We start from the raw sequence: 13,921 nt of genomic DNA on the forward strand, positions 1-13,921 counted from the left end.
GTCATGGGTGCTGGCCGTTTCACCAGGTCACCGTCACTTGCACTACATCGGTGTAGGTCCCTGCCGGCAGCGTGCCGGTCAACTGGGTTCTGCCGTACACCGGCAATTTGATTGACGTGGGGTCGGTGTAACTGACCGCCACGCTCTGGCCAATGCCGAAGGCTTGGCTGTACGCCGCGTCGCGGTACAACTGGTAGGCCAACACCTGCGTGCCGCCCGTACGCTTGAGGTTGCGTGTGCCACTGGCGTTGTTCTGGCCGCCATCCAGGCTCATGTTCAGGGTTACCCCGGGTGTGCACTGAAACGTCACACTGGCGCCCCCCAGTAAGGTGCTCAGGGTGCCGCTGGCCAGCGCCGACTGGGTGCCGAAGTCGAGCGTGCCGTAGTTGCTCACGCCACCGACGACCAGGCAACCGGCGACAATCTGCGCATTCACCTGGAACGTGCTGGTGGGCACCGCCCCCAGGGGCGTGGCCAGCAGCACACCGATACCCGTGATGCCACTTGCCAGCCAACCGCGCATGGCTCAGAAGGTCAGCTCGACGGCCACCGTGTCGGTGTACACCCCCGCTGGCAGGCCCGCCTTGCCGCGCGCCTGGCCATACAGGTTGACGGTCTGGGCCACGCCGGTACTGGTCGGTAAGGTGATGGTGGCGTCAATGACCAGAACCTGGGTGCGCCCTGTATCGGTGTAGAAGTCGTAGGGCACGAAGTTGCCGGCGCCATCGGCGAGTGCACGCGTGCCGCCGCTGGACTGGCCATCGTGGCTACCGGCCCGCACGCGGATCGCCGGGATGCTGCCCGCCGAACACAGGATGCTCAGGGCGCTACCCGTGCCGCCAAGCACCTGGGCATTGGCAGTACCGAACAGGGCATCCTGGGTGCCGAAGTTGAGGGTACCGAAGTTCAACCCTGAGCTCGCGGAACTGCCATTGACCTGGCAGGCCGCGATCAGTGTCAGCGTCGAGGTGATGTTACCGGTCACCGTGGCGGCCTGGGCCTGGGAAGCCAAGGCCAAACCGAGGCCGGCGAGGATGCAGTGGGTGAGGTTCGTGCGCATCGAAGTCTCCTTGCGTGGTTACCAGTCCAGGGTCACTCTCAGGGTGTCGCGGTACAGCCCGGCAGGCAGCGCGCGCGGTTGCGCCACTACCACGCCGTAGATCGGAATCGGTATCTGCTGGGTGCTGCTGATGGTGAAGGCGCGGGCCTGGCCGATGCCGTAGCGGCTGTTGCCACCCGGGTCCACCGCCAGTTGATATGGGATCAGTTCACGGCCGTTGCTCAGGCGCCGTACGCCGTCATTGCCATTCAGGCCGCCGTTGATCCGCACGTTGAAGGCCCTGACCTCGGGCGTGCAACTGATCTGCAAGCTGCCCTCGCCGGCCACTTCGTCGACCCGGCTGCGCAGTGGCTGGTCCCAATTCGGGCCACGTTCACCGAAGTCCATCAGGCCAGGGTTGCCCAGGGTTGCAGGCTGGTCGGTGCCGCTGCTGATCTGGCAGGCCGCACTGATCACCAGCCGCGCCTGGATGAACCCGGTGGTGGTGCCATGGGCCGCACCACCGGGCAACAGCAGCGGGCCGAGGGTAAGCAGCAGGATCGAGGTGCGGTTCATGGCGTCGCGTCCTTGTGCATGGTGGCGTCCTTACCAGGTGACCGTGATCTTGAGCAGGTCGCCATACAGGCCTGCCTGTGGTACCCAGGCCAGTTTGTCGATGCGGGCATAGAGTGGCAGTTCGATCGAACCGCTGCTCGGCACCCGCGCCGAGTGCGCGACATCGACCGCCAGCGGCTCGCGCCAGGCGGGGTCGCGGTACAAGCGATAAGGAATAGGCCGGGCCTTGCCGTCGTCGTTGGCCAGAAAGCGCAGTTCACCTGCGCCACCGTGCTGGCCGCCATCGACCCGCACCTGATAGGGCGTGTCGGGGTTGCATTCCAGGCGTGGCGGCCGCTGGCTGTGCAGTACACCGCTCAAGGGCGCGCCTGGGCCATCTAGCCGCGCGGCACTGCCCAGGTCAATCAGGCCCAGCGCTTGTGCCCCGGCATCTCGCGTCTGGTTGACCAGCATGCAACCCCGCTGCACCAGGACCCGCACTTCAACGAGAAAGTCCGTCGCTACGGCACTGCCGCTCAACAACAGGCCAAACAACGCGGCCAAAAAGCGTTCCGTCACTTTATAATCCTTATCGCTGTGTGCTGACGCTTTGCATTGAAGCTGTGTACCCATTGGAGCGTAGCAGCGGGGTGGAATAGCAGTGATGGCTTCAAGCCATTTTTTTGTATTAGCGATAAAGCGATAGCGGGCGTTCGCGGCCACCGCGAAAAAATCTTCGATGCCACCGAACCCCTCGTCGCACAGTGCCTCCAATGGCCATGAGCCGGCAAATCAGCCGACATTCTGGTACGGTGCATGTCAACCATCGTCCTGCACCAGACACGTGACCGCTGCATGGGCGGGCATGACAGGAGCGTTTTCATTGATAACTGCAGACAACCCCCTCGCCGAGGCCGTAGAGCGCTGTGCCCAGGAGCCGATCCAGGTGCCGGGCAGCATCCAGCCCCACGGGTTTCTGCTGGTGCTGGACGAGACCGACCTGCACATCCTCCAGGCCAGCGAAAACGCCGAGCACTGGCTAGGCTTGCCCGCCAGGGAGCTGTTGGGCTGCCCTTTGGCCGAGCTGGTCGGTGACGGCTTCGATATGCGCGCGCACCTTGCACGCCTGCCCGACGACGAGGCCTTTCCGTTCCATATCGGCGACGTGTGCCTGCGCCCAGGTGCGCCCTGGCGCGACAAGCTGCGCGTGCTGGCCCACCGTCACGACCAGGTGCTGATCGTCGAGTTCGAGCCTGTGCGCTTGCCGGCCGACCTGGCTGAGCAAGGTGATTACTACCCACTGGTGCGCAGCTTCGTCGGCAACCTGCACCTGGCCGCCAGCCTTGAAGACCTGCTGCAGCAGTCGGTGGAACAGCTCAAGCGCATCACCGGGTTCGGCCGGGTCAAGGCGTACCGGTTCGACAGCGAAGGCAATGGCCAGGTGCTGGCCGAGGTGGCCGACCCCGGCTACCCCAGCTATCTGGGCCTGTGCTTCCCCGCCTCGGACATCCCGCGCCAGGCACGCGAACTGTATCGGGTCAACCGCATCCGCGTGATCGAAGACGCCAACTACCAGCCCTCCAAGCTGGTACCCGCCGCCAACCCCCGCACCGGCAAGGCGCTGGACATGAGTTTCGCCGCGCTGCGCAGCGTGTCGCCGGTGCACCTGCAGTACATGCGCAACATGGGCACGCTGGCCTCGATGTCGCTGTCGATCGTGGTCGACGGGCAACTGTGGGGGCTGGTGTCCTGCCACCATGACCAGCCACGCCCGGTGGACCTGCGTACCCGTACCGCCTGTGAGCTGCTGGCCAGCGTGTTGTCGCTGCAGATCGAGTCGCGTGAATCCCACGCCAGCACGCGTACCCTGCTCGACCTGCGCCAGCACATCGTGCGGATGATCTCGTCAATGGCCGATCACGACAGCGTCAGTGAGGGCCTGCGCAACCTGCCCGATGTGCTGCTGGAGTTCGCCGGAGCCAGCGGCGCCGCAGTGATCTCCGCCGACCGTTGTGACCTGATCGGCAAGACGCCACCGCAGGCGCAAGTCACGGCGCTGGTGCACTGGTTGGCCCAGCGCGGTGAGGGCACGGTCTTTCACAGCGACAACGTACGCCGCGACATCGACGAGCTGCCTGAACTGGCAGACCATGTCGGCGGTGTGCTGGCAGTTGCCATCTCTCAAATCCACTCGCACTACCTGCTGTGGTTCCGCCCCGAGCAGGTGCGCACGGTCAACTGGGCCGGGCAGCCAAGCAAACAGGTCGGGCCGCAAGGCCAGCTCGACCCGCGGCACAGCTTTGAACGCTGGCAGGAAGAGGTACGCGGCTTTTGCCAAGCCTGGGACCCGTTGATCGTCGAAGGCGTGGTGGAGCTGCGCACTGCCGTGCTGGGCATCGTCCTGCGCAAGGCCGAAGAGCTGGCACAACTGGCCGGCGAACTGCGCCGCTCGAACAAAGAACTCGAAGCCTTTTCCTATAGCGTGTCCCACGACCTGCGTGCGCCCTTGCGGCACATTGCTGGGTACACCGAGTTGCTCGGCGAAATCGAAGGCCAAGGCCTGAGCGAGCGCGGCCGGCGTTTCTTGCAGCACATAGGCGAAGCCGCGCAGTTCGCTGGCAGCCTGGTAGACAACCTGCTGAATTTCTCGCAAATGGGCCGCTCGGCCCTGCGCCTGTCGGATGTCGACCTCAATGCCCTGGTCGACGCCATACGCGCCGAGCTGGCACCGGACTACCAGGGCCGCGAAATTGTCTGGGACATCGCCCCCCTGCCCAAGGTGATCGCTGACCCAGCGTTCATCAACCTGGCGCTGCAAAACCTGATTGGCAACGCCATCAAATACACCCGCGGTCGCGACCCTGCGCGCATCGAGATCCGCGCCCAGGAGCACCCAGACGAGGTCGAGGTGTGCATCCGCGATAACGGCGTAGGCTTCGACATGGCCTACGCCAACAAGCTGTTCGGCGTGTTCCAGCGCCTGCACCGCATGGAAGACTTCGAAGGCACCGGGATAGGCCTGGCAAGCGTACGCCGCATCATTGAGCGCCATGACGGCCGTGTCTGGGCCGAAGGCCAGATCGACCAGGGCGCCAGTTTCCATTTCACCCTCCCGCGCCCCGCCGCGACTACATGAGGCCCCTGTACCATCATGCTCAAACCTATCCTGCTGGTAGAAGACAACCCCCGGGACCTGGAGCTGACGCTGCTGGCGCTGGAGCGCAGCCAGTTGGCCAACGAAGTCATCGTGCTGCGTGACGGCGCCGATGCGCTCGACTACCTGTTGCGCCGCAATGCCTATGCCGAACGCGACGGTGGCAACCCCGCCGTGCTGCTGCTGGACCTGAAACTGCCCAAAGTCGATGGCCTGGAAGTGCTCAAGGAAGTTCGCACCACCCCTGACCTGCGCAGCATCCCGACCGTGATGCTGACCTCGTCGCGGGAGGAGCCCGACCTGTTGCGCGCCTACGAACTGGGGGTCAATGCCTATGTGGTCAAGCCCGTGGAATTCAAGGAATTCGTCGCCGCCATCTCCGACCTCGGGGTGTTCTGGGCCGTGCTCAACGAACCGCCACCCGGCTCGCTGCGCCTAAACCGCCGCGGCAGCAACTGAGGCCACCGCGAAGATGCTGCCAACGCCGCTGAAACTCTTGATGGTCGAAGACAGCTCGATGGACGCCGAGCTGACCCTGCTGCGCCTGGAGCGCAGCGGGCTGCACGTTCAGTCGCAGTTGGTGTTCGATCATGTCGGCGTCGAACACGCCCTGCGTGAGAGCCACTACGACCTGATCCTTTGCGACTGTGTGCTGCCCGGCTCGTCCGGTACCGACGTGCTGGCCATCGCCCAGCGCCTGGCGCCAGACACCCCGTTCATCTTCCTCTCCGGCATCTACGGTGAAGAGCACGCGGTGGAGATGATCCGCCTGGGTGCCACCGACTATGTACTGAAAAAAAACCTGCCGCTGCTGCCAAAGGCCGTGCGCCGGGCGTTGACCGAAGTGCAGGAACGCCAGCGTCGGCGCCGCGCCGAAGAAGCGCTGGCGGATGTCGAGGCGCGCGCCCGCATCGCCATCGACGCCGCCGGCATGGGCACCTGGGACCTGCGCCCACAGGAAGGCCTGTTGCTGTGGGACGACCGCTGCAAGACCTTGTTCGGGCTGCCAACCAGCACCGAAATGACCCTGGACGTGTTCTTCGCCGGCATCTACCCCGAAGACCTGGCCATGGTCCGCGACGCCGTGCAGCATGCCATGCGCCCCGAGAGCGGCGGCCACTACCGGGTCGAGTTCCGCATCGCGCAACCCCACGGCCTGGAACCCCGCTGGCTGCTCAGCAGCGGCCAGAGCCAGTTCGTCGATGACCAGTGCGTGCGCTTTTCTGGCGTGCTGCAGGACATTCACACCCAACGCCAGGCTACCCTCGCCCTCAAGCAACTGAACGAGATGCTTGGCGAACGGGTCGAGCGCCGTACCCGTGAACGCGACCGCGCCTGGGAGCTGTCGCAAGACTTGTTGGCGGTGCTGAACAAAGACCTCACACCGGTCGCCCTCAACCCGGCCTGGGAAGCCAGCCTGGGCCTTTCGCGCGAGCGCCTGAGCCAGACGTCACTGTTGCACCTGCTGCCCGAGCCCGATCAGGAGCTTTTCCTCACGGAGCTGGCCGCCCTCGCCCACGGCCGCACCAGCGCGCGCTTTGTCGGCCGCATCCTGCATGCCGGCGGCCAGCAGCGCTGGCTATCTTGGGTGGTGGTACCCGAAGACACCCTGCTGTACGTGGTGGCCCGCGACATCACCAGCGAGCGCGAGTCCGCCCTGGGGCTGGCCGAGGCCAACACCCGCCTGCGTGAACAAATCACTGAACGCGAGCGTATCGAGGCTGCGCTGCAACAGATGCAGCGCCTGGAAGCGGTCGGCCAGTTGACCGCGGGTGTGGCACACGACTTCAACAACCTGCTGACGGTGATCCTCACCGGTGCCAGCTTCCTTGAACGGGACCTCAACAAGGCCGACCTGGACAAAGCGCGCACCCGCCTCACACACATCCGTGAAGCAGGCGAACGCGGTGCCAAGCTGACCTCGCAGTTGCTGGCCTTCTCCCGGCGCCAGCGCCTGGAGCCCGTGCCGCTGAACCTGAACCGGACACTGGCCGGCCTTGAAGAACTGCTGCGCCGCACCCTGGGCGGTAACGTGTCGGTGCGCCTGGACCTGGACCCGCACCTGTGGCAGGCACTGACCGACCCGACCCAGACCGAGATGATCATCCTCAACCTGGCGATCAATGCCCGCGACGCCATGCCCGACGGCGGCCAACTGACCCTCTACACCCGCAACACCCACATCGAGGCCCGCCCCCAGCGCCCGGAAGACCCGGACCCTGGCGAGTACGTGATGCTAAGCATCCGCGATACCGGCTGCGGCATGAGCGAAGACGTGCTGGCCAAAGTGTTCGAGCCGTTTTTCACCACCAAGGACATCGGCAAGGGTTCGGGGCTTGGCCTGGCCCAGGTGTTTGGCTTCGCCAAGCAGTCGGGCGGCGGCGTGCGCATCGACACCGTGCCCGGGCGCGGCACCCAGGTGGCGGTGTACCTGCCGGCGGTCAAGGGTGAAGCGCAGAGCGAGCCCGTGGTGCCAGAGGTTTCCCAGCCGATCGGTGACAGTGGCCAAAACCACACCGTCTTGCTGGTGGATGACGACCACCTGGTACGCGACATGCTCGGCGATGTGCTGCGCCAGTACGGCTATCAGGTGCGCCAGGCACACAGCGGCGAACAGGCACTGGCATTGCTCGACGACGGCATCGACCTGCTGCTGACCGATTTCGCCATGCCCGAATTCAATGGCGCGCAGTTGGCCCTGGCAGCGCGCGAGCGACACCCACGTTTACCGGTGGTGTTTCTGACGGGGTATGCGGAACTGGAAGGGTTGGAACTGCCCGGTAGCCTGGTGATTCAAAAACCGGTGCAGGCCGATGAACTGGCGCGGGTGCTGAGTGAATTGCTGCGGGCCTCGGCGTAGCTTTACAGCACCTGTTGTATGCACGCCAACTGTACCTGCCGTATCTACGCTACCTGTAGGAGCAGCCTTGTGCTGCGAAGAGGCCGGCAGCCGCAGCGGACATTCCCTGACGGTCACTGGCCTCTTCGCAGCACAAGGCTGCTCCTACAGTTGGCGGGCATGGCAGTACTTAAGAACAGAAACGACAAAACCCAGCGCTTATCTGGCTAAGCACCGGGAAGAAATATTGAGTTGAATCAGAAAATGGCAGGGGCGGCTGGATTCGAACCAACGCATGGCAGGATCAAAACCTGCTGCCTTACCGCTTGGCGACGCCCCTGTATCGAGATGCAGCAAACGCTGCTCTGACAATTCCAACTGAGTGACAACTGGGTTGTTGTCTTGGAATGCGCGGCACTTTAACAACATTCTTTCGGCCTGTGAACCCCCTGATGTAAAAAAAATGCTTTAAAACAGCAAGTTAGTCCCTTCCCTCTGCCAATACCCCATCCTGGCAACCATCCGTCGCTTTCCGCCTGCATGGCTTCAACACAATCGCATTTCGCCTTTCCAATCAGATAGGCGCATTCATTGACCAAGGAGGTATCCATGCCTGTCTCACACGACCTTTACCAAGACCTGCACTACCCGCGGGAAATCGTCCAGCAACGTCGCCAGCAAGACAAAGCCCTCGACCGCCTGCTGGACGAGTACATGGACATCGACAACCAGGTGCTGGCCGCCGAATCGATCTCGGCCGGCAACTTCGTCGACGAAGACCTGCGCCACCTCAAGGAGCGCCGGTTGACGGTGAAGTACATGATCGAGCGCCAGCTGGAGCGCAAAGCCTAAGCGGGCGCTCGACCTATCTCGTCAGGCGATCATTGCCCACTGCTTTCTCTATTGGTCAAAATGGCGACCGTCGCGCAAGCTGCGCCCTGCACCGCCATCGACCAAGGAGCTATCGATTTGCCTGCCTGGATCCCTACCCCGTTGCGTCAGCTCGGCCAGCGCCTGCGCGCCAACACTGCCCCTGAAAGCGAACTGCTGGCCTGGTTCGAAGACAAGGCGTGCAGCCGTGGCTACCAGCTCAGTGACGGCCAACGCCGGGTCATCCACAGCATGGCCGAACAACTGGCGCAGCTGGAACACGGGCAACCGTGCAGCCTGTACCTGCACGGCTCGGTCGGCCGCGGCAAAAGCTGGCTGCTCGACGGTTTTTTCCAGGCTGTGCCGGTAGAGGCCAAACGACGCCTGCACTTCCATGATTTTTTTGCCCGCCTGCACCAGGGCATGCACCGCCACCGCGCGCTGGACGATGCACTGGGCGCTACCTTGGACGAGCTGATTGGCCAGTGCCGGGTGTTGTGCTTCGACGAGTTCCATGTGCATGACATCGGCGATGCCATGCTGCTCACTCGGCTGTTCACCGCGCTGTTCGAGCGTGGGGTTTTCCTGTTGGTAACGTCGAACTACGCACCTGAAGGCCTGCTGCCCAATCCGCTGTACCACGAACGCTTCCTGCCGGTGATCCGCCTGATCAACGGGCGCATGCGGGTGCTGGAAGTCGGTGGCGACACCGACTTTCGCAGCCTGCCGGCCAACCGCGAGCATCAGCGTTTTACCCAGGGGCACTATGTGTGGCCGGGCACTGCCGAGCAACGCCAGGCGGTGCAAGTACCGGACGCGCAGCCGGCCACATTGGACATCAATAAACGCAGCCTGCGCGTGCTGGCCAGTAATGACGGGCAGGTGATGTTCGCCTTCGACGACCTGTGCGAACAGCCTACCGCGGTGATCGATTACCTGGCACTGGCGGCGCAGTACGATGCGTGGGTCATCGATGGGCTGGACGACCTCTCGGAATGTTCGCTGGCAGCACAGCAGCGGTTCGTCAACCTGGTGGATGTGCTGTATGACCAGGACAAGCAGGTGACAGTGATCGGGCGGCGGCCGCTGGACGAAAGCCTGGGCGGAGCGATTGCCGACCTGATGCGCACCCGCAGCCGCTTGGGGCAGTTGCATCAGGTGGGGCCTGAGTACTTTGTTGGCTGAACTGGCGCATTCGCGGGGCAAGCCCGCTCCCGCCGGCATGTCACCGAACCTGAAAGCCGGGGGCTTCCTGTGGGAGCGGGCTTGCCCCGCGAATGGGCCATCAATACCACCGAATCAACCCGCCCGTGGCAGGTCCGCCAACACCGCCTCGATCTCCCCTAGCACCGCCGGATCATCCAAGGTCGACGGCGGCACATAGTCCTGCCCATCGGCAATCTTGCGCAGCACCGCCCGCAAAATTTTCCCCGACCGGGTCTTGGGCAGCCGCTTGACCAATCGCACCCGGTTGAAACACGCCAGCGCACCGATTTCTTCGCGCACACTGCCGACCAGGTCCACCAGCAACTGCGACTCGGCAATGCCCTCGCCATCTTTCAGCACCACCAGCGCCAGCGGCACCTGACCCTTGATATCGTCATGCACGCCGATCACCGCGCACTCGGCCACGGCCGGGTGACGCGCCACCAGGTCCTCCATTTCACCGGTGGACAGGCGATGCCCAGAGACGTTGATCACGTCGTCCGTGCGCCCCATGATGTAGACGAAGCCATCATCGTCCAGGTAGCCGCCATCGCCCGTGTGGTAGTAGCCCGGGTAAGTGCGCAGGTACGCTTGCAGGTAGCGCTCGTGATCGCCCCACAGGGTCTGGCTGCAGCCGGGCGGCAACGGCAGCGCGATCACGATCGACCCCTGGTGGTTCGGTCCCAACACATGGCCGTCATCGTCCAGGACACGCACGTGGTAACCCGGCACTGCGCGGTTGCTCGACCCTGCGCGCGCCGCGCTGCCCTCCAGCCCAACGCAGGGCGCGGTGACCGGCCAGCCGGTCTCGGTTTGCCACCAATGGTCGTGCACAGGTTTGCCAGTGACCCGCTCCAGCCATTCGTGGGTGCTTGAATCGAGTTTTTCCCCGGCCAGGAACAACTGGCGCAGCGAGCTCAGGTCGTGCCCTTTGATCCGCTCACCGTCCGGGTCTTCCTTGCGGATGGCGCGCATGGCGGTCGGCGCACAGAACAACGCGTTGACCTTGTATTGCTCGACCACGCGCCAGTAGGCGGAGGCGTCCGGGGTGCGAATCGGCTTGCCTTCGTAGAACACCGTGGTGCAGCCGCTCATCAACGGCCCGTAGACGATCAGCGAATGGCCCACCACCCAACCCACGTCAGAAATACCCCACCACACATCGCCCGCCTGCATGCCGTAGATGTGGCGCATGGCATAGCACAGCGCAACCGCGTTGCCGCCGTTTTCACGCACGATGCCCTTGGGCTTTCCGGTGGTGCCGGAGGTGTACATGATGTACAGCGGGTCACCGGCGTCCAGCTCGACAGGGGCCACCGGCTCGGCCGTTGCCAACGCCTGCTGCCAGTCCAGGTCGCGGCCCGGCTGCAATTGGGCGGTGGCCTGGGGGCGTTGCAGGACCAGCACGTTGCGCGGCTGGTGACGGGCCAACTGCAGGGCACGATCGACCAGCGGCTTGTATTCGATTACCCGGTCGAACTCCAGGCCACAGGACGCCGTCAGCAGCAACGTGGGGCGGGCATCATCGATGCGCAAGGCCAGCTCGTTGGCGGCAAAACCGCCGAACACCACCGAATGCACCGCGCCTATCCGCGCGCACGCCAGCATGGCCATAGCCGCCTGCGGCACCATGGGCATGTAGATGATCACCCCATCGCCCTTGCCGACCCCCAACTGGCGCAGCAAACCGGCCAGGCGTGCCACCTCGTCGCGTAGCTGGTGGTAGGTGTACGTCTGCTGAGTACCGGTCACCGGCGAGTCGTAGATCAGCGCCAACTGCTCGCCACGGCCTTGTTCGATCTGATGGTCGAGTGCCAGGTGGCAGCTGTTCAGGCGGCCGTCAGCAAACCAGCGGTGGGTGCCGTCTGGGTTTTCCTGCAGGGTCAGGGAAGGCGTGCGGTGCCAGGCCAGGTGCGCGGCTTGCTCGGCCCAGAAAGCGGCAGGGTCGGCGATGGAGTGGGCGTAGCTGTGCTGATAGCTCATGTCGAAGGGAACCCGGTACTTGTTGTTATTGAAGGGCGAAACTTGAGTATGGACCGCCACGCCGGGCGCGCCATGGGACTAAAGTCACAACCGACCTGCAAATTTGCAGACAACACGAATACGCCCCATAACGGTGCAAAGCCTCTAGAATAGGCCGCCCCTTTTAGCCACCGAGCAGCCCATGGACATCGATCAGGCCCGTACCTTTCTGGAAATCGTGCGCTGCGGCAGCCTGGTCGCCGCCGCCGAACGCCTGTTCGTGTCACAAACGGCGATCACGGCGCGGGTCCAGCGCCTTGAGCAGCAACTGGGATGCCAGTTGTTCGTGCGCAGCCGCAACGGCGCCAGCCTGACCAGCGATGGTGAGGCCTTCGTCAGCTATGCCAACCAGCTGGTGCAGACCTGGGAAGCGGCGCGCCGCGACCTGCCGCTGCCCGAAGGTTGCCAGCAAGTGCTGCATGTGGGCGGCGAAGTGAGCCTGGGCAACCCGATGATGCTCGATTGGGTCAGTGCGCTGCACCGCGAACTGCCCAGCCATGCCATCCGCAGCGAAGTGAGCGACGGCGAATCGCTGCTGCGCAAGGTCGAAATGGGCCTACTGGACGCCGCGCTGGTCTATCAGCCGACTTACGGGCCAGGTCTGCAAGTCGAGCAATTGATGGAAGAGAAGCTGATCCGCGTGCGCCGGGTCGATCAGCCTGACCCGTACATCTATATCGACTGGGGCGAGGCGTTCCGCCGCCAGCACGACGCCGCCCTGCCCGACTGCGCGCGCCCGGCACTGAGTTTCAACCTCGGGCCGCTGGCCCTGCAGTTCATCCTCGACCAGGGCGGTAGTGGCTACTTCCGTACCCGCGTGGTGCAGGCTTACCTGGACAGCGGCGTGTTCGAGCGCGTGCCACAGGCGCCAGAGTTCACCTACCCGACGTTTCTGGTGTACCCGCGCAAGCGCGACAGCGAAGCGCTGCAACAGGCCTTCGCGATACTCCGCCAGCTGGTGGCTGCCGGCGCCAGCGATTGGTCACAGCGCTGGGACCCGGTTATCTGAGGCACTGCCGGCGGCGCTCAGCAATTGCCGCTTGAGGCCGGCGATCAGGTCGGTCTGGGTGACTACCCCGACCAGCTGGCCATTGTCGAGCACCGGCAGGCAGTGCAGCCCTTGCTCGCACAGCAAAGGCAGCAGGCGTTCCAGCGGGTGCTGGCTGCTGACGCTGAGCACCCGCCGGCTCATCACCTGCTCCATGCGCACTGCCTTGCGCCCGAACAGGCCACGCCAGCGGAACCGCCCGCGCTGCATGGCCGGCCCTACCAGGTCACTTAAGCTGACGATGCCGACCAGCTTGCCGTGCTGCAGCACCGGCAGGGTTTTCAGGTGGTGGCTGGCCAGCAGCTTCCACGCCTGCTCCAGGGTGGTGTCCGGTGACGCGAACTGCACATCGCGCGACATCACGGAGGCTGCTGTGATACCGCCCAGGCTGCGCTGCAAGGCATGCTGTTCGGTGGCGAGGATGATGCGCTCCAGTTCGTCCCGGGTGACATCGACGAACTCGCCCAGCTCTTCAAGGGCCTGGTCCAGGTCGGCGCCGCTGACCCCAACACGCTCGCTGGGCAGTGGGTCGTGGGTGTGATGCAGCTCTTTGCGTGGGGCCGTGCCTTTGGGGTAACGCACGCCAGTCAGGCGGTTGTAGACCACCGCCACTGCCACCAAAATCAGCGCATTGAGCAGCACCGGCTCCAGCAGGTGATCCCCCAAGCCGGCCAGGCCGGGGTCGGCCAGCACCGCACTGACCGCCACACCGCCGCCCGGCGGGTGCAGGCAGCGCAACAGGCACATCACCAGTACCGAGAGCGCCAGGGCAGCAGCAGCCACCCAAAGCTCAGGCCCGAAACCCTGGCGCATGGCCAGGCCGACGGCGCCCGCCAGGGCGTAACTGCCCAGCACGGGCCAGGGCTGGGCCAAAGGCCCGGAATGCACGGCAAATACCAACACTGCCGAGGCGGCCAAAGGGCCCAGAAGGTGCAAAGCGATGCCAGGGCCATAGGCCATGCTTGTCAGCCAGCCGGCCAGGAACAGGCCAAGCAAGGCGCCGATACCAGCGCGCAGCCATTCTTTGGGGGGGATATTCAGGGGTGCGGGCAACAGCCGCTGCAGACGACTTTCGGAACGCGAAGCAGGCATGTGAATAATCGAAATCGTAGTTTTTCTGGTTAAAAAGAAAGCCCAGCCAAGCTGGCCTGGGCCCTGTATTGCCAGAGCAATAGCGCAAGGGGCTCC

Annotated in this window: 12 protein-coding genes and 1 tRNA gene; 6 read left to right on the plus strand and 7 right to left on the minus strand. The window is 64.3% G+C overall.

From position 1 onward, the window contains the following. Positions 1-19: 19 nt before the first annotated feature. From AB7M33_RS27655 to AB7M33_RS27670, 4 genes are read right to left on the minus strand one after another with little or no spacing between them, the layout of a single operon-like run. Positions 20-523: a Csu type fimbrial protein gene (locus tag AB7M33_RS27655; RefSeq protein ID WP_454244151.1), complete on the minus strand. Its 504-nt coding sequence runs from the start codon at positions 521-523 to the stop codon at positions 20-22. Positions 524-526: 3 nt separating this feature from the next. Then, positions 527-1,060, minus strand: coding sequence for a Csu type fimbrial protein (locus AB7M33_RS27660; protein ID WP_027593899.1), 534 nt, complete (start codon positions 1,058-1,060; stop codon positions 527-529). 18 nt (positions 1,061-1,078) lie between these two features. Next, the gene (locus AB7M33_RS27665) at positions 1,079-1,615 is read right to left on the minus strand and encodes a Csu type fimbrial protein (RefSeq protein WP_099429911.1); all 537 of its coding nucleotides are present in this window, start codon (positions 1,613-1,615) and stop codon (positions 1,079-1,081) included. Between the two features lie 30 nt (positions 1,616-1,645). Then, positions 1,646-2,173 carry a Csu type fimbrial protein gene (locus AB7M33_RS27670; RefSeq protein WP_027593901.1) on the minus strand — a complete coding sequence of 176 codons (528 nt, stop codon included), beginning with the start codon at positions 2,171-2,173 and terminating at the stop codon, positions 1,646-1,648. Between the two features lie 307 nt (positions 2,174-2,480). Here AB7M33_RS27670 and AB7M33_RS27675 point away from each other — a divergent pair, with 307 nt between their 5' ends. The 3 genes from AB7M33_RS27675 to AB7M33_RS27685 are packed head-to-tail and all read left to right on the plus strand — an operon-like array spanning position 2,481 to position 7,608. Beyond that, positions 2,481-4,730, plus strand: coding sequence for an ATP-binding protein (locus tag AB7M33_RS27675; protein ID WP_454244263.1), 2,250 nt, complete (start codon positions 2,481-2,483; stop codon positions 4,728-4,730). Between the two features lie 15 nt (positions 4,731-4,745). Further along, complete coding sequence (locus tag AB7M33_RS27680; RefSeq protein WP_027593903.1) at positions 4,746-5,207, plus strand: response regulator; 462 nt, start codon at positions 4,746-4,748, stop codon at positions 5,205-5,207. Positions 5,208-5,220: 13 nt separating this feature from the next. Further along, positions 5,221-7,608 (plus strand): response regulator, encoded by a 2,388-nt coding sequence (locus AB7M33_RS27685; RefSeq protein WP_454244152.1) that lies wholly within the window; start codon positions 5,221-5,223, stop codon positions 7,606-7,608. A gap of 244 nt (positions 7,609-7,852) precedes the next feature. Here AB7M33_RS27685 and AB7M33_RS27690 read toward each other — a convergent pair. Further along, a tRNA-Gln gene (locus AB7M33_RS27690) sits at positions 7,853-7,927 on the minus strand. A gap of 269 nt (positions 7,928-8,196) precedes the next feature. Here AB7M33_RS27690 and AB7M33_RS27695 point away from each other — a divergent pair. Together AB7M33_RS27695 and zapE are read left to right on the plus strand one after the other, a co-directional pair. After that, positions 8,197-8,439 (plus strand): hypothetical protein, encoded by a 243-nt coding sequence (locus AB7M33_RS27695; RefSeq protein ID WP_027593905.1) that lies wholly within the window; start codon positions 8,197-8,199, stop codon positions 8,437-8,439. A 117-nt stretch (positions 8,440-8,556) separates the two neighbouring features. Continuing rightward, positions 8,557-9,642 (plus strand): cell division protein ZapE, encoded by a 1,086-nt coding sequence (zapE, locus tag AB7M33_RS27700; RefSeq protein WP_454244153.1) that lies wholly within the window; start codon positions 8,557-8,559, stop codon positions 9,640-9,642. 114 nt (positions 9,643-9,756) lie between these two features. On the opposite strand, the gene AB7M33_RS27705 is transcribed toward zapE, so the two are convergent. Continuing rightward, on the minus strand, positions 9,757-11,646 hold the full coding sequence (locus tag AB7M33_RS27705; RefSeq protein WP_454244154.1) for a propionyl-CoA synthetase: 1,890 nt from the start codon (positions 11,644-11,646) through the stop codon (positions 9,757-9,759). A gap of 181 nt (positions 11,647-11,827) precedes the next feature. Here AB7M33_RS27705 and AB7M33_RS27710 point away from each other — a divergent pair, with 181 nt between their 5' ends. After that, positions 11,828-12,694, plus strand: coding sequence for a LysR family transcriptional regulator (locus AB7M33_RS27710; protein ID WP_085273236.1), 867 nt, complete (start codon positions 11,828-11,830; stop codon positions 12,692-12,694). On the opposite strand, the gene AB7M33_RS27715 is transcribed toward AB7M33_RS27710, so the two are convergent. After that, positions 12,668-13,825 (minus strand): HPP family protein, encoded by a 1,158-nt coding sequence (locus AB7M33_RS27715; RefSeq protein ID WP_454244155.1) that lies wholly within the window; start codon positions 13,823-13,825, stop codon positions 12,668-12,670. The genes AB7M33_RS27710 and AB7M33_RS27715 overlap by 27 nt on opposite strands. Between the last annotated feature and the right edge of the window lie 96 nt (positions 13,826-13,921).

Source organism: Pseudomonas sp. Y3 TE3536, assembly GCF_053629175.1.